At 70.7% G+C, this 20,858-nt stretch carries 20 protein-coding genes, 1 tRNA gene and 1 pseudogene; 13 read left to right on the forward strand and 9 right to left on the reverse strand.

Annotation, left to right across the window (positions count from 1 at the left end):
• Positions 1–33: 33 nt before the first annotated feature.
• The 8 genes from ACIA1L_RS09445 to ACIA1L_RS09480 all read left to right on the forward strand — a co-directional run bounded on the left by ACIA1L_RS09445 (position 34) and on the right by ACIA1L_RS09480 (position 6,943).
• Positions 34–384, forward strand: a complete 351-nt coding sequence (locus ACIA1L_RS09445) for a hypothetical protein (protein ID WP_396072125.1) — start codon at positions 34–36, stop codon at positions 382–384.
• A 48-nt stretch (positions 385–432) separates the two neighbouring features.
• On the forward strand, positions 433–1,170 hold the full coding sequence (locus ACIA1L_RS09450) for a uracil-DNA glycosylase (protein WP_396072126.1): 738 nt from the start codon (positions 433–435) through the stop codon (positions 1,168–1,170).
• 48 nt (positions 1,171–1,218) lie between these two features.
• Positions 1,219–1,920, forward strand: coding sequence for a DUF4129 domain-containing protein (locus ACIA1L_RS09455; protein WP_396072127.1), 702 nt, complete (start codon positions 1,219–1,221; stop codon positions 1,918–1,920).
• Positions 1,917–2,531, forward strand: coding sequence for a hypothetical protein (locus ACIA1L_RS09460; RefSeq protein ID WP_396072128.1), 615 nt, complete (start codon positions 1,917–1,919; stop codon positions 2,529–2,531). The genes ACIA1L_RS09455 and ACIA1L_RS09460 overlap by 4 nt, the downstream gene beginning before the upstream one ends.
• Positions 2,528–3,538 (forward strand): AAA family ATPase, encoded by a 1,011-nt coding sequence (locus tag ACIA1L_RS09465; RefSeq protein ID WP_396072129.1) that lies wholly within the window; start codon positions 2,528–2,530, stop codon positions 3,536–3,538. The genes ACIA1L_RS09460 and ACIA1L_RS09465 overlap by 4 nt, the downstream gene beginning before the upstream one ends.
• Positions 3,539–3,555: 17 nt before the next feature.
• The gene (locus ACIA1L_RS09470; protein ID WP_396072458.1) at positions 3,556–4,896 is read left to right on the forward strand and encodes a DUF58 domain-containing protein; all 1,341 of its coding nucleotides are present in this window, start codon (positions 3,556–3,558) and stop codon (positions 4,894–4,896) included.
• Between the two features lies 1 nt (position 4,897).
• Positions 4,898–5,461 (forward strand): hypothetical protein, encoded by a 564-nt coding sequence (locus ACIA1L_RS09475; RefSeq protein ID WP_396072130.1) that lies wholly within the window; start codon positions 4,898–4,900, stop codon positions 5,459–5,461.
• A gap of 126 nt (positions 5,462–5,587) precedes the next feature.
• Positions 5,588–6,943, forward strand: a complete 1,356-nt coding sequence (locus ACIA1L_RS09480; protein ID WP_396072131.1) for an NAD(P)/FAD-dependent oxidoreductase — start codon at positions 5,588–5,590, stop codon at positions 6,941–6,943.
• Positions 6,944–6,955: 12 nt separating this feature from the next.
• On the opposite strand, the gene ACIA1L_RS09485 is transcribed toward ACIA1L_RS09480, so the two are convergent.
• Positions 6,956–7,042 (reverse strand) — tRNA-Leu (locus ACIA1L_RS09485).
• A gap of 200 nt (positions 7,043–7,242) precedes the next feature.
• Here ACIA1L_RS09485 and ACIA1L_RS09490 point away from each other — a divergent pair.
• Complete coding sequence (locus ACIA1L_RS09490) at positions 7,243–8,067, forward strand: Bax inhibitor-1/YccA family protein (protein ID WP_396072132.1); 825 nt, start codon at positions 7,243–7,245, stop codon at positions 8,065–8,067.
• A 123-nt stretch (positions 8,068–8,190) separates the two neighbouring features.
• On the forward strand, positions 8,191–8,517 hold the full coding sequence (locus tag ACIA1L_RS09495) for a hypothetical protein (RefSeq protein WP_396072133.1): 327 nt from the start codon (positions 8,191–8,193) through the stop codon (positions 8,515–8,517).
• Positions 8,518–8,588: 71 nt separating this feature from the next.
• On the opposite strand, the gene ACIA1L_RS09500 is transcribed toward ACIA1L_RS09495, so the two are convergent.
• The 3 genes and pseudogenes from ACIA1L_RS09500 to ACIA1L_RS09510 form a co-directional block, all read right to left on the reverse strand.
• A complete protein-coding gene (locus ACIA1L_RS09500) occupies positions 8,589–9,833 on the reverse strand; it encodes an acetyl-CoA C-acetyltransferase (RefSeq protein ID WP_396072134.1) in 1,245 nt (414 codons plus the stop codon).
• Positions 9,834–9,900: 67 nt separating this feature from the next.
• Complete coding sequence (locus ACIA1L_RS09505) at positions 9,901–10,707, reverse strand: SGNH/GDSL hydrolase family protein (RefSeq protein ID WP_396072135.1); 807 nt, start codon at positions 10,705–10,707, stop codon at positions 9,901–9,903.
• 1,006 nt (positions 10,708–11,713) lie between these two features.
• A pseudogene (locus tag ACIA1L_RS09510) lies at positions 11,714–12,688 on the reverse strand (SGNH/GDSL hydrolase family protein); the annotation flags it as partial.
• 179 nt (positions 12,689–12,867) lie between these two features.
• On the opposite strand from ACIA1L_RS09510, the gene ACIA1L_RS09515 reads away from it, so the two are divergent.
• Together ACIA1L_RS09515 and ACIA1L_RS09520 are read left to right on the forward strand one after the other, a co-directional pair.
• Positions 12,868–13,224 carry a YkvA family protein gene (locus ACIA1L_RS09515; protein ID WP_396072137.1) on the forward strand — a complete coding sequence of 119 codons (357 nt, stop codon included), beginning with the start codon at positions 12,868–12,870 and terminating at the stop codon, positions 13,222–13,224.
• Between the two features lie 52 nt (positions 13,225–13,276).
• Positions 13,277–14,635 (forward strand): cystathionine beta-synthase, encoded by a 1,359-nt coding sequence (locus tag ACIA1L_RS09520; RefSeq protein WP_396072139.1) that lies wholly within the window; start codon positions 13,277–13,279, stop codon positions 14,633–14,635.
• A 183-nt stretch (positions 14,636–14,818) separates the two neighbouring features.
• Here ACIA1L_RS09520 and ACIA1L_RS09525 read toward each other — a convergent pair whose 3' ends face one another.
• Positions 14,819–15,763, reverse strand: coding sequence for a S1C family serine protease (locus tag ACIA1L_RS09525; RefSeq protein ID WP_396072141.1), 945 nt, complete (start codon positions 15,761–15,763; stop codon positions 14,819–14,821).
• A 198-nt stretch (positions 15,764–15,961) separates the two neighbouring features.
• Between ACIA1L_RS09525 and ACIA1L_RS09530 the strand changes: the two genes are divergently transcribed.
• Entirely contained in the window at positions 15,962–16,276 is a 315-nt protein-coding gene (locus ACIA1L_RS09530; RefSeq protein WP_396072143.1) for a hypothetical protein, read from the forward strand.
• Positions 16,277–16,500: 224 nt separating this feature from the next.
• Here ACIA1L_RS09530 and ACIA1L_RS09535 read toward each other — a convergent pair whose 3' ends face one another.
• The 4 genes from ACIA1L_RS09535 to ACIA1L_RS09550 form a co-directional block, all read right to left on the reverse strand.
• Positions 16,501–17,046, reverse strand: a complete 546-nt coding sequence (locus ACIA1L_RS09535) for a GNAT family N-acetyltransferase (RefSeq protein WP_396072145.1) — start codon at positions 17,044–17,046, stop codon at positions 16,501–16,503.
• 87 nt (positions 17,047–17,133) lie between these two features.
• Positions 17,134–18,063, reverse strand: coding sequence for a ribonuclease Z (locus tag ACIA1L_RS09540; RefSeq protein ID WP_396072146.1), 930 nt, complete (start codon positions 18,061–18,063; stop codon positions 17,134–17,136).
• A gap of 280 nt (positions 18,064–18,343) precedes the next feature.
• Complete coding sequence (gene ppk2, locus ACIA1L_RS09545) at positions 18,344–19,333, reverse strand: polyphosphate kinase 2 (protein ID WP_396072147.1); 990 nt, start codon at positions 19,331–19,333, stop codon at positions 18,344–18,346.
• A gap of 37 nt (positions 19,334–19,370) precedes the next feature.
• Complete coding sequence (locus ACIA1L_RS09550; protein WP_396072148.1) at positions 19,371–20,795, reverse strand: CHAD domain-containing protein; 1,425 nt, start codon at positions 20,793–20,795, stop codon at positions 19,371–19,373.
• Positions 20,796–20,858 lie beyond the last annotated feature (63 nt).

Below are 20,858 nucleotides of genomic sequence, written 5' to 3' on the forward strand. Positions count from 1 at the left end.
GGCGCAGGTATGCCCCGGGGAGGAATACCTGACGTGTGGAATCCGATTGCGCGGCACGTGGCCGCGGGCGTCGTCGCGCTGGTGACGTGCGCGATCGTGGGATCGCTGCTGGTGACGGGCGACGGCGCCGAGGAAGCCGTCGTGGGGGACTGCCTGGCGACGGCTGCGGACGCCCGACCCGGCGAGACAGAGGACCAGCCCGAAGCGACGGTGGTCGGCTGCGCTGAGCCGGCCGCGGCGTTCACCGTGGTGGGTCGAGTCGAGGCGGAGAGCGACGCCCAAAGCCGGGCGTGTGAGCGTTTCTTCGCGGCGGACGAGGAGTATTTCCTCTACACGAGCACCGCGGGTCAGGGGTATCTGCTCTGCCTGCGGCGTGCGGGCTGAAGCGACCCCGGCTGCCTGACTCGGGGGCCCGGATGCTCTCCTGGTGAGGTGTCCAGCCGTACCCGAGAAGACGTCTTTGCCCAGGCGGCCGCGGCGCGCGAGCTGAGCGTGCTGGATGCCGGCGTCGCGGATTGTTTTGCCTGCTCTCGGCTGGTCGCGTGGCGCGAGGATGTCGCGGCGACCAAGCGGGCGGCATTTCGGGACCAGACCTACTGGGGGCGGCCGGTGCCCGGCTTCGGGCCGGCCGACGCGTCGATCGCCATCCTCGGGCTGGCCCCGGCCGCGCACGGCGGCAACCGGACCGGGCGGATCTTCACCGGTGACCGCTCGGGTGACGTGCTCTTCGCCGCGCTGCACCGGGCCGGGCTCGCGAACCAGGCGACCAGCGTCTCCGCTGACGACGGCCTCGCACTGCGGCACACCCGGATCTTCGCCGCGGTCCGCTGCGCGCCGCCGGACAACAAGCCGCTGCCCGCCGAGCGGGACACGTGCGCGCCGTGGCTGCACCGTGAGGTTTCCCTCATCAAGCCGACCCTGCGCGTCGTGGTCGCGCTGGGTGCCTTCGCTTGGGCGGCGTGGTGGCCGGTTCTGGCTTCCGTGTACGCCTTGAAGCCACCGGTGCCGAGGCCACGCTTCGGCCACGGCGCCCGTGTGGTGCTCCCCGGCGCTCCCGACCTGCTGGGCTGCTATCACGTGTCGCAGCAGAACACTTTCACCGGCCGACTCACCCCCGCCATGCTCGACGACGTGTTCGCCAGTGCGAAGGCGGGCGCGGGCCTGGCATGATTCGTGTCCTGTCGACCTGCCCCCGAGCCCGGATCCGAGCCTGAGCATTTGAATCCCGCCGCACTGCGACGCTGGTGGCCGCTGGCCGCCGTCCTCGCGCTGCTCTTTCTCGCCGCGCTGGCCGCGACCCGGTCCGCGCCGCAGCTCGAGCGCTTCGACCCGAACGCGGGCTTCGAGGCTGCCGCCGAGCCGAGCGCGGTGCCGCTGCTGCCGCCGACGAACGCGCCGACGAAGCAGCCGCCGGTGGAGGCAGCTCGTGAGCTGCCCAGCTGGATCGGCACTGCGGCGCTGGTCGTGCTCGGCTTGGCGGTCCTGACCGTGCTCGGCCTGGCGGCGTGGGCGTTGCTGCGCGGTCAGACCGGCGGACGCCGCCGACGCGGTGGGCGGCGCGCCCGTAACCGAACCGATTCGACGGCGGCGGAGGACATCGTGGCTGCGGTCGACGCCGGTCTGCAGGAGCTGTCCGACACCGACCGGGACCCGCGCCGCGCCGTGATCGCCTGCTGGGTGCGGCTGGAACAGGCCGCGGCGGCGGCCGGCACCCCGCGGCACGCCGGTGACAGCCCTACCGAACTGGTCGAACGCCTGCTCGCCGAGCAGCAGCTCGATGCGGCAGTGCTGACCCCGTTCGCGCACGTCTACCGCGAAGCCCGGTACGCCACCCACACCGTCGACGACCGGATGCGTCAGCAGGCGGTGTCCGCGCTGGAACGGCTGCGTTCCGACCTGGGCGCCGGGGTGTCCGCATGAGCCGCGACCCGGATGGCAGCCTCGACGAGCTGTTCGGCGGGCGGGCCGAGCCGGCCTTCGTCGAAGAGCCGGTGACCGAGGCCAAGCCGCGCTCGCGAATCACGAAAATCGTCCTGAATGTTCTTCTGGTGGCCGGGGCCACCACGGTCACCATCGCCGTCCTGAGGACCCAGGGCGTCAAGTTCCCGGTCCCGCTCGTCGTGGCCGCCTTCACGGCGCTACGCCTGATCATGTACGCCATCGCCGAAGTGGCCCCACCCCCGAAACCCCGGGGCCGGCGGAGCCGCGACGAGCACCCCGGCCAGCAGGACTGGGCCGACGACTCGCTGCGTGCCGCCGTACGACGGTGGGAACGTCAGCTGGACTGGGCGCAGCACGACGGCGACCGGTTCTCGCGTATCGTCCAGCCGGCACTGGCGGAACTCGCCGACGAGCGCCTGCGGCTGCAGCACGGCATTACCCGCTCGTCGGATCCGCGACGGGCACGTGAGCTGCTCGGCGAATCGCTTTGGCAGCTGCTGGACGAGCCGGGGCGGCGTGCGCCGAAGCCCCGGGAGCTGTCGGCGTACGTCGACGCGTTGGAAAAGATCGAAAGGAGGGTGGACCGGTGACGGACGCGAGCGTGGAGGCCCTACCGCCGTACGAGGTGGGTCGGCTGGCCGGCGCGGTTCTCGACTCGGTCGGCAGCGTGGTGGTCGGCAAGCGGGACGCCCTCGAGCTCGTGCTGGCCGGCATCCTGGCCGGCGGTCACGTGCTGCTCGAAGACCTGCCCGGCCTGGGCAAGACGCTGACCGCCCGGTGCTTCGCCCAGTCGCTCGGCCTGGACTTCCGCCGCCTCCAGTTCACCCCGGACCTGCTGCCCGCCGACGTCACCGGCTCCTTCCTGTACGACCAGAGCAAGGGCGACTTCGCCTTCCGGGCCGGTCCGGTGTTCACCAACATGCTGCTCGCCGACGAGATCAACCGGACCCCGCCGAAGACCCAGGCCGCCCTGCTGGAAGCGATGCAGGAGAAGCAGGTGTCGGTCGAAGGTGTCACCTACCGGCTCGACCCGCCGTTCCACGTGCTCGCCACCGCCAACCCGATCGAGCACGAGGGCACGTACCCGCTGCCCGAGGCCCAGCTCGACCGGTTCATGCTGCGCGTGTCGTTCGGCTATCCGACCCAAGACGAGGAATGGGATGTCCTGCGCCGCCGCATGTCGCGCCGCCAGGAAGAGGCCCAGCTCGCGCCGGTGGTGAACGCCCGGACGCTGCGCGCGATGCAGGCGGCGCTGGAAACGATCGTGGTCGAGGACTCGATCGGCCGCTACATCGTGGCGTTGACCGCCGCGACCCGGGAGCACGCCTCTGCGCTGGTCGGCGCGTCGCCGCGCGGCTCGCTGGCCCTGCTGCTGCTGGCCCGGGCCCGGGCGGTCATGGCCGGCCGCGACTACGTGGTGCCCGAGGACGTCAAGGACGTGGCTGTGCCCGCCCTCGCGCACCGGATCACCCTGCGACCGGAGATGTGGCTGCGCCGGGTCGACCCCGCGTTCGTGGTCCAGGAGGTGCTGCAGAACGTCCCGGCCCCGGCCAGCGGCGCGCTGCCCACATACGCCGGTGGGTACGCCGAGCAGTGACCTTCTCCGATCCGCCGCTGCGGGCCGCGGTGCCGCCGATCGAGTCGTCGGCCGCCGAGGGCTGGGCGGCGCCGGCCTGGGTGCCGACCCGGGCGCTCGGACGCACTGTGCTGCTCACCGGCGTGCTGTTGGTCCTCGGCGTGGCGCTGGGCCGGGTTGACCTGGTGCTGCTCGCCGCACCGTTCGCCATCGGTGCGGCGGTTGCCCTGCGCCGGATGCCGCGGTCCGCGCCGGAGCTGAGCATCGAGGCCGGCCAGGACCACGTCGTCGAGGGCGGCGAGGTCACCGCGTCGGTCACCGTCACCAACCCCGACGTGATCGCGTACGACCTGGTGGTGGTGCGGACCCGCACCTCGACGTGGCTGCGGCTGGCGGACTCCGATCGCCCCTTCGCGGTCAGTGTCGCACCGGACCGCTGGACCGCGATCGAGTTGCCCGGCACGGCTCGGCGCTGGGGCCGGCACGATGTCGGCCCGGCCGCTGCGCGAGTGGCGGCCTGTGGTGGTCTGCTCGCCTGCCGGCCGGTGCTGGTCGAAGCTGAGGGCGTCCGGGTCTACCCCGAAACCGAGCCGTTCGCGGCCGTGGAGGCGATGCCCGCGGCGGCCGGCCTGGTCGGCAACCACCGGTCGCGGCGGCCGGGTGAGGGTGGCGAGCTGGCCGGCGTACGCCCGTTCGCGCCGGGTGACCGGCTGCGCCGGATCGACTGGCGAGTGTCCCTGCGGACCCGCGATCTGCACGTCGCGTCGACGCTGTCCGACCGGGACGCCGAGGTGCTGTTGCTGCTCGACGTGCTCGGCGAGGCCGGCGCCTCGGGCGGGGTCAAGGGCAAGGCTTCCGTGCTCGATACGACCGTGCGCGCGGCCGCCGCCATCGCTGAGCACTACCTCCAACGCGGCGACCGGGTCTCGCTGGCCGAGTACGGCTCGTCGGCGCGCCGCCTGCGCCCGGCCACCGGCCGCCGGCAGTACCTGACCGTGCTGGAATGGCTTCTGGACGTCCGCGCCGGCACCGGCCAGGAACCCGGCGAGTACACGTTCGGTGCCCACAACGTCTCCCCGGACGCGCTCGTCGTGGTGCTGACCCCGCTCGTCGACCCCCGGGCAGCGGACATGCTGGCGGGCCTGGTCCAGTCCGGCCGGTTCACGCTCGCCGTCGACACGTTGCCGGCCGACGCCGCCCCGGCGGGCCACAGTCAGTGGACCGCGCTGGCGACCCGGCTGTGGCGGATGGAACGCGAAAACGTGCTCGGCCGGCTCCGCGAGCACGGCGTACCGGTCGTGACCTGGGCCGGCGCGGGGAGCCTGGACCTGGTGCTGCGCGACGTGGCGCGGCTCGCCTCGGCGCCGAGGGGGCACTGACATGCTCGACGGCATCACCGACCGGGTCCAGCGCGCCCGCCGCATCGCCGCCCGCGCCACCGTCCTGCCGCTGCTGATCCGCGGCGGCATCGGCATGGCCTTCCTGCTGGCGTTGGTGGTGGCCTGGTCGGAGACGCTCGTGCTGGGCCGGGCAGCCCTGCCGCTGGCCCTCATGGCGGCCTATCCGATGTTCGCGCCCCGAGGCATCGCGCCGACTGCCGCCGCTCTGGCTGTCGTCGCCGGTTGGATCCTCGACACCACCTGGTACGACGCCCCCATTGCACTGTGGCGGGTGCTGGCGATAGCGACGCTGCTCTACCTCGGGCACACCCTGGCGGCGCTGGCGGCGGTCCTGCCGTACGACGCGGTGGTGGGGGCGGAGGTTGCCGGAAACTGGCTGCTGCGGGCTGGGGGAGTGGTGCTCGGCTCGGCCGTGCTGACGGTGATCGTGCTCGGCGTGAGCACCGAACTGACCGGCCCGGCGTTCCTTCTCGCCACTGTGGCGGGCCTCGCGGCGGCGGTCGGGCTTGCCCTGCTGCTGGCCCGGTTGCTTCGCCGTACGTGACAGTAAGGGCACCCTAAGTTCCCAGCGAAATGAAACCGAAATACCGGCGTTACGAGCCTTGACTTTCACGGGTTGTCCTCGTCACAGAACAGGGCGTCGATCCGGCCGGAGCGGAATGATGGGAACGTGAATCCGCAACGCATCGTGGTAGTCGGCGCAGGTCACGTGGGGCTCTACGCCGCACTGCGCCTGTCGAAGAAGCTCAACGCGCGCAAGGCCGAGGTCGTCGTCATCGACCCCCAGCCGCACATGACGTACCAGCCGTTCCTCCCCGAGGCAGCGGCCGGCAACATCTCGCCGCGCCACTCGGTCGTGCCGCTGCGCCGCGAGCTCAAGCGCTGCCACATCGTCTCCGGCGAGGTCACCCGGATCGAGCACGCCCGCAAGACGGTCACCGTGCAGCCGATCGAAGGACCGATCAAGGAGATCGCGTACGACCACATCATCGTCGCGCCCGGCTCCGTCTCCCGCGTCCTGCCGATCCCCGGCCTGCGCGAACGCGGCATCGGCTTCAAGACCATCGGCGAAGCCATCTTCCTGCGCAACCACATCCTCGACCGGCTCGACGTCGCGGCCGTCACGCCCGACCCCGAGGTGCGCCGGGCGTCGCTGGCCTTCGTCTTCGTCGGCGGCGGCTACGCGGGCGTCGAGGCGTTGGCCGAGATGGAAGACGTCGTCCGCGACGGCCTCAAGTACTACCCGGAGCTGAAGAAGGACGAGGTCACGTTCGTCCTCGTCGAGGCGTCCAACCGCATCCTCCCCGAGGTCGGCCCGGAAATGGGCGCGTACGCCGCCCGCCAGCTCCGCAAGCGCGGCATCGACATCCGCCTCGAAACCCGGATGGAGTCCTGCGTCGACGGCGAGGTCCACCTCTCCGACGGCGCGGTCTTCCGCGCCGAGACGATCGTCTGGACCGCCGGCGTCAAGCCGTCCCCGATGCTCGACCAGACCGACCTGCCCCGCGGCCCCCGCGGCCACGTCACCTGCGATCCCACCCTCCAGGTCGTCGACGGCGACCGGGTCCTCGACGGCGCCTGGGCCGCCGGCGACTGCGCCCAGGTCCCCGACCTGACCAGCCCCGGCGCCTGGTGCTCCCCGAGCGCCCAGCACGCCGTCCGCCAGGCCGCGGTCCTCGCCGACAACATCCGCCAGGTCGTCTACGGCGGCACCCCCAAGCCCTACCGCCACAAGTACGCCGGCAGCGTCGCCAGCCTCGGCCTCTACAAGGGCGTCGCCAAGATCTACGGCATCAAGCTCAAGGGCCTGCCCGCCTGGTTCATGCACCGGACGTACCACATGAGCCGCATTCCGTCCTTCAACCGCAAAGTCCGGGTGCTGGCGGACTGGACTCTGGCATTCGTGCTCAAGCGCGAGGTGATCTCCCTCGGTCAGCTGCACGCGCCGCGGCAGGAATTCACCCACGTCACCCCGCCGCTGGCCGACGAGCGTCAGTCGGAGCCGGTGGGAGCCGGCAGCCGCTGACGAAGAGGTGTCTGGTGCCCGGGGCGGGTCTCGAACCCGCACGCCTTTTTGGGGCAGCCGCTTTTAAGGCGGCCGTGTCTGCCGTTCCACCACCCGGGCCGGGCGCTGCCGCTTCACCGTAGCGGGTCGGACCCACCCGGCACGACGCCGGATCGGTGCGAAACCGGGCACGACTCCACCGATGCCCCGGATGAGCGGGGTTTTCAGCTCGTTCACAGCGTCCAGGGACGGCACCGTGCTGGTGCAGCGGATATTCTTGGCAGGCACGACCCCTCAACCTTCAAGGGAGACTGGACACAGTGAAGACTTCGAACCCGGTGCTTTCGCGCCTCGGCCAGGCGGCCGAGCGGGAGCGCGCGGCCGGATACGGACCGTACGGACCGCCCGCCGGTCAGCCGGGTTACGGTCAGCCGTACCCGACGGCCACGGGCTACCCGGCCTCGCCGCCGGCCGTGCAGCCGATGACGATCGACGACGTCGTCGTCAAGACCGTGACGCTGCTGGGCCTCACCGGCGTCTCCGCCGTGGCGGCCTGGAACCTGATCCCGGGCAGCCTGGCCGGCCCCGCCTTCGTCGGCGCGGCGATCGTCGGCATGATCCTCGGCTTTGTCATCTCGTTCAGCCGGATGGCCAACCCGGCGCTGGTCATCACCTATGCGGTGATCGAGGGCGTCTTCGTCGGCATGGCGAGCAAGTTCTTCGCAGTCGTCGCAGGCCAGCAAGGCATCATCTTGCAGGCGGTGGTCGCCACCTTCGGTGTGTTCTTCGTGATGGCGATGCTCTACCGTGCGCGCGTCATCCGGGCGACGCCGAAGTTCACCCGTGGCCTGATCGCGGTGATGTCCGGCCTCTTCGCCGTCATGCTGATCAACCTGGTGCTGTCGCTCTTCGGTGTCAGCACCGGTCTGCGCGACAACGGCGCCATCGGCATCATCTTCAGCCTCGTGTGCATCGTGGTGGCCTCGCTGAGCTTCATTCTGAGCTTCAACGAGATCGAAGAGGGTGTCCGGATGGGCCTCCCGCAGCGCTACTCCTGGACCGCCGCCTTCGGCATCCTGGTCAGCCTGGTCTGGCTCTACATCGAGATCCTGCGCCTGCTGAGCTTCCTCCAGGGCGACGACTGACCCGCAGCAGTCCGCCCAGCCCGGCATGGTTAGTGCCACTTGGGCCACCGCACCACTGACACACCGGAACGCCCGGTCCGCCTCGTGCGGGCCGGGCGTTTCGTCTTGGATAGGGTTTCGCCCGTGCCTGACGCCCCCGCACCCGCCGACGAACTTCGCACCGCCACCCAGCGCCTGCTCGCCCAGGTCGGCCACTGGGAATCCGGTCGCTGGTCCACTTCCGTCGGGGAGGGTTCCCGCGGCGATCTCGTCTTCGCCCTGGTGCAGCGGCTCGCCGACCTGGCCGCGGACGCCGAGCGGCGACCCCGCCGCGAGGTGCCCCGCGAAGCGGACACGGCCCTGCCCGACCAGCTCCGCGTCACGATCGACGACCTGCTCCTCGCCGAGCCGACCGGGAATGTCCTGACCCAGGCCGCCGCCGACCTCCTGGCGGTCCGCAAGACCCTGTGAAATGAGATCCGCCGAGCCCGGCGCCCTGTGCGGCAGCCGAACCCGGCGGAAGATCGGGTGGTGCGGGAAGGTCAGCTCAGGCGCTCGATGACCATCGCCATGCCCTGGCCGCCGCCGACGCACATCGTCTCGAGGCCGATGGACTTGTCGTGGAACTCCAGCGAGTTGAGCAGGGTGCCGGTGATGCGGGCGCCGGTCATGCCGAACGGGTGGCCGACAGCGATGGCGCCGCCGTTGACGTTGACCTTGTCGAGCGGGATGTTCAGCTCGCGGTAGGACGGGATCACCTGGGCCGCGAAGGCCTCGTTGATCTCGACCAGGTCGATGTCGTCGACGGTCATGCCGGCGCGCTTCAATGCCTGACGGGTCGCCTCGACCGGACCGAGACCCATGATCTCCGGGGACAGGGCGGTCACGCCCGTGGAGATGATCCGGGCCAGCGGGGTGATGCCGAGCTCGCGGGCCTTGGTGTCGCTCATGATCACGACGGCGGCCGCGCCGTCGTTCAGCGGGCAGCAGTTGCCGGCGGTGATCCGGCCGTCGGGGCGGAACACCGGCTTGAGCCCGGCCACCGCCTCCATGGTCACGCCCGGCCGCGGACCGTCGTCGGTCGACACCACCGTGCCGTCCGGGGTGGTCACCGGGGTGATCTCCCGCTGCCAGAAGCCGTTGGCGATGGCCTTCTCCGCGAGGTTCTGGCTGCGTACGCCGAACTCGTCCATGTCCGCCCGGCTCACGTCGTACGCCTGGGCGAGGTTCTCGGCGGTGAAGCCCATGCCGAGGTAGATGTCGGGGAGCTGACCGTCCTGGCGGGGGTCGTGCCACACGCCGCCGTTGGTGGCCGCTTCGGTGGTGCGTACCCGAGCGTCGGCGAACTTGGGGTTCTCCCAGCCGCCGCCGACGACGGCCTGGGCGTCCGGCGGGAGGGCGTCGGAGTTGCCGCGGGCGAAGCGCGACACCGTCTCGACGCCGGCGGAGACGAAGATGTCACCCTCGCCGGCCTTGATCGCGTGGAAGGCCATCCGGGTCGTCTGCAGGGAGCTGGCGCAGTACCGGGTGGTGGTGGCGCCCGGCAGCCCGTCGAGGCCGAGCAGGGTGGCGACCACGCGGGCCATGTTGAAGCCCTGCTCGCCGCCGGGCAGGCCACAGCCGAGGTACAGATCCTCGATCAGCGCCCGGTCCAGCTGCGGCACCTTGGCGAGCGCGGCGTCGACGATGGTCGCGGCGAGATCGTCGGGACGCAGGTCCTTCAGCGAACCCTTGAAGGCGCGGCCGATGGGGGAGCGAGCGGTGGCGACGATGACAGCTTCCGGCATGACCACACGTTAACGCGCCGGTAACTTATCGCGGTAGCGCCACTTCGTCACACCGAAATGTCAGACTTTATTCTTGAATTGAGCGGCGGCCAGCCGCCTGCGCCGCGTCGAACACCGCTGGGTAGAGCGCGTGCGCCCACACCCGGTAGCCGTCCGCCGACGGGTGGAATCCGTCGTAACAGAGCGTTCCCGCGTCCGCGCGGAACACCGCCCCGGTCTCGTCGGCGAGGTCTACCACCACACCGCCGGCCTCGGTCACGGCCGCAGCCTGCGCGCGGCTCATCCGGCGCCCCAGCCAGGCGGTCACGTTCCGCAGCGGTTGAGCAATGGAGCGTACGGCGCCGAGGTCGGGGCAGGTCCCCACGACCACCTGCACACCCGCGTCCCGCAGTCGCCGGACCGCTTCGGCCAGCTGCCGAGCAGACTCCTCCGGTCCGCGCAGGCCGGTCGCATCATGGGCGCCGATCAGCACCACCGCCACGTCCGGCCGGTCGCCGAGCAGTGCCCGGGCCACCTGGGTGGCCAGGTCGGCCGAACGGGAACCGGCCACGCCGACGCTGGACAGCAGCACATGCCGCTTGCCCGTCTCCGGGGTGCCGTCAGCGAGCAGCCGGGCCAACTGACCGCCGACGGTCTCCGACAGCCACTCCACCCCCACGCCAATCGCCGCCGAGTCGCCGAGCAGCACCAGTCGCAGCGGCGGAGATCCAGTCGGACCCATGGACGTCCGCAGCGCCAGGCCCATCGTGGGCTTCGCATACCGCCGGCTCTTGGCGGCCAGCGCCTCACCCGCGAGCAGGGCGACACCGCCCACGGCCGAAGCAAACAGCGTCGTGGCCGCCGCCTTGCCGATTCGTCCCGCCAGGCCCGTCATGTCGCCTCCCTGCCGCCCGAAGCGTCGTCCCGAGCTGCCCAGTCGCCTAGTCGGCGGCTGCTGCCATCCCCTGCGCCGCCCGGTCGGCGGGCGCCCGATGATCCTCTGGTGTCCACCCTACGGCGCCGACGCCCACCCGGCCCGCCCCACGGGCAACGCGAGCACTCATCCGGCTGGACATCAGCGCTCCGGCCCGCTTGACCCCGGCAACCGCACTACTCCCGGAAAACACCGGGAACCCGGAGGCTGCGGCCCCGCTGAGCACGAATCCCCCGATCGGCCGCCCGCCGAGCGAGCTGCCACCCCAGGACAGCCCGCCCAGCGAAAACTTGCCGAGCGCCCCGCCACCGAACGACGACCTGCGCTCGTCCTGCTCCGCCGTCAGCTCGTCCGTCCCCTGCTGACTCGGTCCCGGCTCGGTTGACCCGTGGTGACTCGGCCCAGGCACGTCCGTCGCCTGCTGACTCGGTCCCGGCTCGGTTGACCCGTGGTGACTCGGCCCAGGCACGTCCGTCCCCTGCTGACTCGGTCCTGGCTCGGTTGACCCGTGGTGGCTCGACTGAGGCTTGTCCGGCCCGCGCCGGCCAGGTCCTGGCTCGGTTGACCCGTGGTGGCTCGACTGAGGCTTGTCCGGCCCGCGCCGGCCAGGTCCTGGCTCGTCCGGCAGGTGGCGGCTCGACGGGGCATCCGGAGAGCGCCCACCCGGCGTGTGCTGGTCAGGCCCGGGGTTATCCGCCGCTCGCTCGCCTGACCCCGTCGCTGACCCGCCGCCGCCCCCGTGATTCGTCGATCCCCCTAAATCTGATTTGTCCCCTCCAGCATCAGCTGCGCTTTCTGAAGCCGCCCCACCGACAGCAGTTGCGTCATCTGCAGCAGTCGCGCCATCTGCAGCAGTCGCGCCATCTGCAGCAGTCGCGCCGCCTGCCGTGGTCGTGCGGGCTTCGGGAGCCGTAACTGCGCCGGAGGGCAGGAAGGTCAGCCCGCTCAGCCAGCTGCGCGGCTCGGCGAACCAGGGCCGCCGCCGCAGCTGTGCCCACCGTCCGGCCGGACCGCGTTCCGCTCCGTCCACCTTTGCCGCACTGACCTCGGTGCCCGCGGACCGCACCGCCTCCTGAGCAGCCTGCGGGAGACTGCGCACCCCGTCCGGCCCGTGTGCGGTGGACCGGTCGTCGTCACCGAGCACCGCCATCAGCGTCGGCATGATCACGGCGGCCGCGCGGGCGTACCCCTCGACGGAGGGGTGGAAGCGGTCCGAGCCGAACATCCGTACGGGATCGGCCACGAAGGCGGGCCCGAGCAGATCGCCCAGCGAGACCGTCCGTCCGCCCGCCTCGACCACCGCGACCGTCTGCGCGGCAGCGAGCTGACGGCTCCAGCTGCGCGCGAGCCACCGCAGCGGCGGCTTGATCGGTTGGATGGCGCCGACGTCGGGACACGTACCCACGACGACCTTGCAGCCGACCGCCCGCAACCGGCGCACCGCGTCGGCCAGGTGGCGCACCGCGGCGGACCGGGCCGACACATGGGTGACGTCGTTGCCGCCGATGATGATGACCGCGACCTCGGGGTCGTATTCCAGCGCCGCATCCACCTGGTACGGCAGCCCGGCCGACGTGGCGCCGACGACGGCCACCCGGTGCAGCCGGACCGGCCGGTGCAGCCGCCGGGACACTCCGGTCGCGAGCAGCGCGCCGGGGGTCTCGCGGGGGCGATGGACGCCGTAGCCGGCGGCGGAGGAATCGCCCAGGATCACCATGCTCAGCGGCCGCCCGGGCAGCTTCGCGCCGTAGAGGCCGTCGCCGCGTGGCGGTGGCGCCTCGGCCATCGGGATGATGCGCCGCGCGTCGGCCGCCTGACGCAGCAGCACTCCTGCGGAAAGCAGGCTGATTCCGGCAGCAGCACCCGTGACACCGCCTGCGACCTGCCCGGCCAGCTTGATTCGCCGCCAGTCCGTCGCTGTCAGATTGCGCACCTGTCGCATGCTCTCCCTCGCTCTCGCCCGGGTGGGGATTGCCCGTCAGCCGTCGAAAACAACCGGCCGCCGGCGATGGGTGGGGTCTTTGAGGCTAACGCGGAGGTGCGACACCTGTCTGAACCCCGCGCCGACCGGGCACAACTGGCGGATGGACGTCATGCTGGAATCGGCGAAAGGGGACGACCATGGCGAAGGCGTTGCGACGGACGGCCGCGTTCAGTGCGCTGGCCAAGGCGCTGATGGGGGGAGCACGCGGCGGACCGTCGATCGGCAAGCGCCTCGCGGCACTGCCCAGGATGCTGACGGCGACCGCGCGCGGCCAGTACGACGGCGGGCTGCGGGTGGCGTTGATGACGGCGGCGACGCTGTACGTGGTGTCGCCGATCGACGCCGTGCCGGAGGCCTTCCTGCTGGTCCTCGGGCTGGCTGACGACGCCGCGATGATCGCCTGGCTGGCCGGGTCGGTGCTCAGTGAGACCGAGCGGTTCATTCAGTGGGAGAAGGAACGCGATTCGGTCCTGCTCGGGAAGATCGTTCCCTGAGCCGTAGGCTGACCTGATCAGTCAAGGTCAGCACCGAGAAGGGCACAGAGACGTGCGGTACTACGACAACGTCGTCGACATGATCGGGGACACCCCCCTCGTCCGCCTGCGCAGCGTCACCGAGGGCATCTCCGCGACCGTCCTCGCCAAGGTGGAGTACTTCAACCCGGGCGGCTCGGTCAAGGACCGGATCGCGCTGCGCATGGTCGAGGACGCCGAGAAGGCGGGCATCCTCAAAGAGGGCGGCACCATCGTCGAGCCGACCAGCGGAAACACCGGCGTCGGGCTGGCCCTGGTCGCCCAGCTGCGCGGCTACAAGTGCATCTTCGTCGTCCCGGACAAGGTCAGCGAGGACAAGCAGAACGTGATGCGGGCGTACGGCGCGGAGGTCGTGGTCTGCCCGACCGCCGTGGCCCCGGAGGACCCGCGCTCGTACTACAACGTCTCCGACAAGTTGGCCCGGGACATTCCGGGCGCTTGGAAGCCCAACCAGTACAGCAACCCGGCCAACCCGCGCTCCCACTACGAGGAGACCGGGCCGGAGCTGTGGAAGCAGACCGAGGGCAAGATCACGCACTTCGTGGCGGGCGTGGGCACTGGCGGCACGATCAGCGGCACCGGCAGGTACCTGAAGGAACAGGGCGCCGTCAAGGTCATCGGCGCGGACCCGGAGGGCTCGGTCTACTCCGGCGGCACCGGTCGTCCGTACCTGGTGGAGGGCGTCGGCGAGGACTTCTGGCCGACCACCTACGACCGGAACGTCTGCGACGAGATCATCGAGGTCTCCGACTCGGACTCGTTCGAGATGACCCGCCGCCTGGCCCGTGAGGAAGGCCTGCTGGTCGGCGGCAGCTGCGGCATGGCCGTCGTTGCCGCCCTCGAGGTCGCCCGCAAGGCCGGCCCGGACGACGTCGTCGTGGTCCTGCTCCCGGACGGCGGCCGTGGCTACCTGTCCAAGATCTTCAACGACGGCTGGATGGCCCGCTACGGCTTCCTCCACACCGGCGACGGCGCCCCCACGGTCGCCACCGCCCTGGAGGCCAAGGGCGAGACGATGCCGCCGCTCGTCCACGTCCACCCGACCGAGACGGTCCGCGACGCCATCGACTACATGCGCGAGTACGGCGTCAGCCAGCTGCCGGTCCTCAAGGCCGAACCGCCCGTCGTCACCGGCGAGGTGGCTGGCTCGATCGCGGAGAAGGACCTGCTGGACGCACTCTTCACCGGCCAGGCCCACCTCCACGACACCATCGAGCGCCACATGAGCGCCTCGCTGCCGATGATCGGCGGCGGCCAGCCGGTCAGCGAAGCGGTCGCCCTCCTCGAGAAGTCCGACGCCGCCATGGTCCTCATCGACGGCAAGCCCGCCGGCGTCCTCACCCGCCAGGACCTCCTCGCGCACCTGAGCTGACCTTCTTCCGCAGGATCAAGATCAAGATCAAGATCTGGATGTCGTAGCGGGGTGGTGGGTGCAGACCGCTGCTCACGCCGAGGGCCGGGGTGGGCCGAGCAGGGCGCAAGGCGCCCAGAACGCTCGACCCACCCCGGCGACCTGCGTAAGTGGTTGCGCTCGAACCCCTCTGCGCTCGAACCGCTAAGTCAGTTCCGTGGGTGTGGTGATGACGTCCACTAAGGCGTTCTTGCGGAGCAGGGTGATCGGCAGGTTGACGCCAATTGCGGGGCCGAGCATCAGCCGTTGGAGGGCCTGAACCGTCGGGAGGGGCGTGCCGCCCGCGGTGAGCAAAATGTCCCCTAAGTAGATGCCGGCGAGTCCGGCCGGGCTGGCTGGCACCACCTCGACCACGCGCAGGCCGAGCTTCTGCCCGAGGCGGTCGGCGAGCGGCGGGGGCAGGGGAGTGGGCAGCCCGGCCACGCCCAACCAGGCCCGCCGAACGCGTCCGGTCGAGACCAGCTCACCGAGGATCTGTCGGGTTGTCGCGTTGATCGGCACGGCGAGGCCGAGACCGTAGCCGGCGACCGCGGTGTTGACACCCACCACGGTGCCGGTGGCGTCGGCGAGCGCGCCCCCGGAGTTGCCGGGGTTGAGTGCGGCGTCGGTCTGGATGACGTCGTCGATGATGCGCAGCCGCCGCCCGTCGCGCGCGGGCAGCGACCGGCCGAGTCCGGAGACGACGCCGGCAGTCACCGATCCCGCGAGGCCCATCGGGTTGCCGACCGCGACCACCAGCTGACCGATCCGCAGCTGGTCGGCATTCCCCAGTGGAGCGGCTGGTGCCCCGGGCTGGTGCACCCGCACCACGGCGAGGTCGGACAACGCATCCGCGCCCACCACGTCGAACCGCGTCTCCGTCCCGGCGGCGAACGTCGCGGTCCCGCCGGTGGCGCCGGCCACCACGTGTGCGTTCGTGATCAGAAGTCCGTCATCGGTGAAGGTCACCGCCGACCCCGCGCCGGTGCCCTGCGGGGTACGCACTCCGAGCGCCGCGACGGACGGCAGCAGGGCGGCGGCGACTCCCGTGACCACCCGGCTGTAGGCATCGAGTGCCGAGGATTCGACACCTGTGTGTTCGGTATCCATGGCAGTCCCAACACCCGCCAGCGGACCATCGATGCCCGCCGTTCGTGCGCCCAGAGCGAACATTCCTACCAGCGAAGATCATGGATCCAGTCACTCTTAGTTGCGAGGGTCGCACTTTCAGTCCGATCGGCGGCCGGGGTGCGGGGGTTGTATGGGGTACGAGAACGCTACGCAGCCCCGGATGGAGGTTCGCAGAACATGGTCATCGTCGACCAGGCCGCATCGGCCGGCATCGTGGACCGGTTGCTCTGGCAGGACGCCCAGCGGATGCTCGGCCGGCACGCCGAAGCCGGTCACGACGGCAACTGTGTCTGGTGTGGGTGGCGGTGGCCGTGTGCACCCCGGCGCATCGCCGAGCGGGCCGATGCCGCTTCCCGGCGGCCCTGGCGGGAGGCGTGGACGATGCGCCACGATTTGAACAGTCTGCGCGAGGTGCCCGGGGTGTTCGACGACAACCGGGTGCACCGGGAGACCCGGAAAACCGAGGAGCTCAACCGCGGCCGATTCGACTGATCGTCAGGCGTCGACCGGAAGCGTGACCGTCCCCCGGCAGACCGCTTTCGGCACGCCGTACCGCGGTGACATTGCTGTAGCCCCGCCAGCGCGCGATGTCCCGCACCTTGACCCGCCCCGCCGATCGACCGGCACGCCTCCGCCGGTCGGCGCCTCCGGCCAGGCGCAACCCGGTAGGGGCGGGCGCGGTAGGCGGGAGTGCGTGACCACAGGTTCCCCCGCATTCACTCGGTCACGCGCTCCCGCCCTCCCTTGTGGAGGATGAGCGAATAGCGCACCAGCTGGACCGGTTCCCCGCCCATCGTCTCGGTCCGGGCCACGTCGTCGGACGTCCAACCGCCGCGCTCGTAGAAGTCGCGGGCGCGGCGGTTGCCTTGCAGCACCCACAGCACCGCCCGGTCGGCGATGCGGGCCAGCTCGGGCAGCGCGTCGCGCATGAGTTCCCGCCCGACGCCGGAGCCGACGAATTCCGGGGCGGCGTGGATAGCGGTCAGTTCGGCACAGCCTTCCGCGTCGCCGTCGTCGGAGTACGCGGGACCGAGGTAGGAGAATCCGGCCAGCGTGTCCCCGACGGTCGCGACGGTGAGGCGATGCGTGTCGCGTTCCCATTTCCAGCGCTCGGCCCACCACTCGCCCATGGCCTCGGGGCTGCCGAAGGTGAGCGCCGCCGGCGTGAGCAGCCCGGCATAGGCCGAAGCCCGTGACCGGTAGTGCAGCTCACCGACCCCGGCAAGGTCGGCAGCTGCGGCGGGCCGAAGCACCACGTTCACCACACGCTCCCCGGACTCATCATCTTGGGGTTTCGCAGCGGCATGCCGCCTGCCCGCTCATGGTCGACTGCACCGCTGTTGCCGGGCTCAGCTACGCGCCGGGGCAGCTCGGTTATGGGGCGACCCTAGCCGGGGCGGGACCGGCACCCGCATGAGGTCCTCGGCGAGCACGATGTCGCCGTCGAACTCGGCACGGGCCTCGTCGAGGAAGCGGGTGCTGTCGGCGTACCGCTGGGAGAAGTGGGTGAGGAGCAGGGTGCGTACCCCTGCTTGGCGGGCGACCGATGCGGCCTGGCCCGCGGTCAGGTGGCCGACCTGCGCGGCGAGCGCGGCATCTTCCGCGAGGAAGGTCGACTCGATGACCAGCAGGTCGGCGCCCTCGGCGAGGGCGAAAACGTTGTCGCACAGGCCGGTGTCCATGACGAAGGCGAATCGCTGGCCGAACCGCGCCATGCTGACGTCGTCGAGGGTGACCCGGCCCGAACGGCCGGTGCGCTGCAACTCGCCGATCGCCGGGCCGGTGATGCCGTGTGCGGCGAGCAGCGCCGGCACCATCCGGCGTCCGTCAGGCTCAGCCAGCCGATAACCGTACGTTTCGATCGCATGCCGCAGCGGCAGCGCGGTGAGGGTGCCCGCCGAGATCTCCGTCCGGAAACCGTCCCCGACCGGCTCCTCCACCAGGTCGGTCGTGTCATAGAAGCTGGTGGCGTGCCGGAGCCGCTCGAAGTATTCGCGCCCACCGGCCGGGAAGTGCACGTGCACGGGGTGCGGCACCTTGTCCAGCGAGATCCGCTGGATGATGCCCGGCAGGCCGAGGGAGTGGTCGCCGTGGAAATGCGTGATGCAGATGCGGCGCAGCGGCGACACGGACTGTCCGGCCATGAGCAGCTGCCGCTGGGTGCCCTCGCCCGGGTCGAAGAGGATGACTTCCTCGTCCCAGCGCAGCAGGTAACCGTTGTGGTTGCGGTGGCGGGTGGGCACTTGGCTCGCCGTGCCCAGGACGGTCAGCTCACGCATCGGTGGTTCCCCCGGAAATGAAGCGACCCCCGGGGACTTCCGCGCACCGTGGTGCGCGGTCCGGTCGGACAAGGCCGGATCCCCGGGGGTCGGGTGGCTATCTGAGATTCGCCGCACCGCTGCCACACGGTCTCGACGTACTGCTTTGAAGCTGTCGAGGACAGCGGCTAGCGGACAGCCACCTCACGAGTCCAGTTGCTATACAACTTCAGACCACCTCCCTTCACGTGTACGGCCACGGTAGCCATCAGGGCGGCGGCCGACAACGGTTTTATGGTCACTACAGCCGCGGGAATACGTGCGGGGAGGTTTCGGTGCCCTCCACAGCGAGGGAGGCCGGGCCGACGATCTTGGGATCGGGCTCGCCCACCATCTCCGCGTCCTTGTCGCCGTACTCGAAGCGGCGCAGGACGTAGCGCATAGCCTCGAGCCGGGCCCGCTTCTTGTCGTTGCTTTTGACCACGGTCCACGGGGCGTCGGCGGTGTCGGTGTAGAAGAACATCGCCTCCTTTGCCTCGGTGTAGTCGTCCCACTTGTCGAGGGATTCGAGGTCCATCTTCGAGAGCTTCCACTGGCGGACCGGGTCGACCTGGCGGATGGCGAACCGGGTGCGTTGCTCGCCGCGGGAGACCGAGAACCAGAACTTGACCAGGTGGATGCCGGAGCGGACCAGCATGCGTTCGAGGTCGGGAGCCTGGCGCATGAACTCGAGATATTCGGCGCGGGTGCAGAAACCCATGACGCGTTCGACGCCGGCACGGTTGTACCAGGACCGGTCGAACAGCACGATCTCGCCGGCGGCCGGGAGGTGTTTGATGTAGCGCTGGAAGTACCACTGGGAGCTTTCGCGCTCGTTGGGCTTTTCCAGGGCCACCACTCGGGCACCGCGCGGATTGAGGTGTTCCATGAAGCGTTTGATGGTGCCGCCCTTGCCGGCGGCGTCGCGGCCCTCGAACAAGATCACCAGTCGTTCGCCGGTGGACTTGCACCAGTTCTGCAGCTTCAGCAACTCGATCTGCAGCAGCCGCTTGTCGTGGTCGTAATCGGGCCGCGCAAGCCGGGAGTCGTACGGGTAGTCCTCCCGCCACGTGTCCACCGGGCTGCCGTCGGCGCTGAGCAGCACCGGATCGTCGTCATCGTCGTCGGCGACCCGGTAGCCGCCCAGCTCGCTGACCGGCCCTTCGTAGGGCGGGGTGCACACATCGTCCGTCGACTCGTGCACCTCTCCCTCAGTGGCTTGCTCGTGCGTCTGCTCATCCTCGGCCTGCATGACCGGAGTACATACCCGCCGCGGCGACCGCGAAAGCTCAGAGCCAGTCGCGCACCTTCCGTTTACGCGAACTCTTGATGACGGCCGGGAGCTCGTGGAAGGTTTCTTCGCCGACGCGCTCCTGCCGGGCGTACAAGACGCCGAAATCGAAGGCGTCGGGGGCAGTGGCCGCCACCTCGCGCAGCACCTCGCGGGCCACGACCGAGTCCTGGTGTGCTCCGAGCACGTCCTGCAGGTCAGTGAGGGCCGAGACCAGCTTCTTGCCCGGCTTACCTGCGCTAGAGGCAACAACTTCGACGGCGTAGCGGGCCTGCTTGTACTTTTTACGAGCCTCGTGCAGTTCGGCGTCCACGCCGTCGCCGACCGCGGTGTCGAGGAGGGCGTCGGCCCGGCCGAGAACCTTGCGGGCCCGGCGCGGTGCCCGCTTCCCGGCCGGGACGGCGTCATCGACCAGGGCGTCGATCGCGTCGAGCAGAGCCAGGTAGCGGTCGCTGTCGAGGGCCTCGACCAGGGCAGCCCGACCGCTGGCGACATCGGCTGCCAACTTTTCGGCGATGCGGTCCGCGACCTCGGGGAACTCCTCGGCCGCGGCGCCCAGCTTGTGGCCGAGCACCTGGCCGTCACGGACAGCACCGAGGCGGTCAGCCAGCCACTTCAACTCACCCCGGAGCGCGTCCGCCGGCTCCGCATCGAAAGAGCCTTTGAAGGTCTTCAGCGTGCTGCGCAGGCGCCGGGTCGCCACCCGCATTTTGTGTACGCCCTCAGCCTCACCCGCCCGCACCGCGGCGTCCTGCCCGTCGATGGCATCGCGCTGCTCCCGCGCGTACCCAAGAACGGGGTCGGTTCGGTGTCTTGTGCCGCGCGCTGGCGCGCGGAGCCGGTCGCCGAGCGCCCGGGCCAGCTTGGACGGCCCGGCGGCGGGCGTGGCACCGGCCTCGCGCAGCAGGGCGTCCAGCGCGTCGAGCAGCTCGGGGGCGCCGTCGACCAGCTCGACCTCGATCTCCTGCCAGCGCTGGGTGCCGTCCAGGGTCTCCGCGTCAACGTCATCCTGCGCGATCAGGGCGAGCGTGCGCCCGTCCGCGGCGCGGACCGGAGTTTCCACCCGCCGGGTCCGCAGCGTGGCTACCGGCCGCAGCGGCCGGGTCCGCGCGATCGTCCGCACCTCGGCGACCAGCTCAGCCGGCACCTCGTCACCATCGGTGAGCGGAAGCTGGTATTCGGTGCGGCTGGAACCGGTCCCAGGCGTCTTGAGGTGCCACCCGGCATCCGTGCCGCCGGTACGCCGCCGCAGCGTGCGTTTGTTGCGGGCGAGCCGGAGATCCTCAGTGTCGAAGTACGTGGCGTCGAGCTCGTGTGTCTCGGGCTCGCCGGTGCCGCTGACGCCTTCCGCCCCGGTGAGCGGGGGAAGTGCGAACCCGGCGGGGACGTCGTACTTGCGTTCGGACTCCGTCGCGATCTGCATCCGACAATTCTGGCGGAAGCACGGCCGCACAGCGACCGCACAGGAGCAGGATGCACTCTTGCC

The organism is Actinoplanes sp. NPDC051859, from assembly GCF_044452725.1.
GTDB lineage: Bacteria > Actinomycetota > Actinomycetes > Mycobacteriales > Micromonosporaceae > Actinoplanes.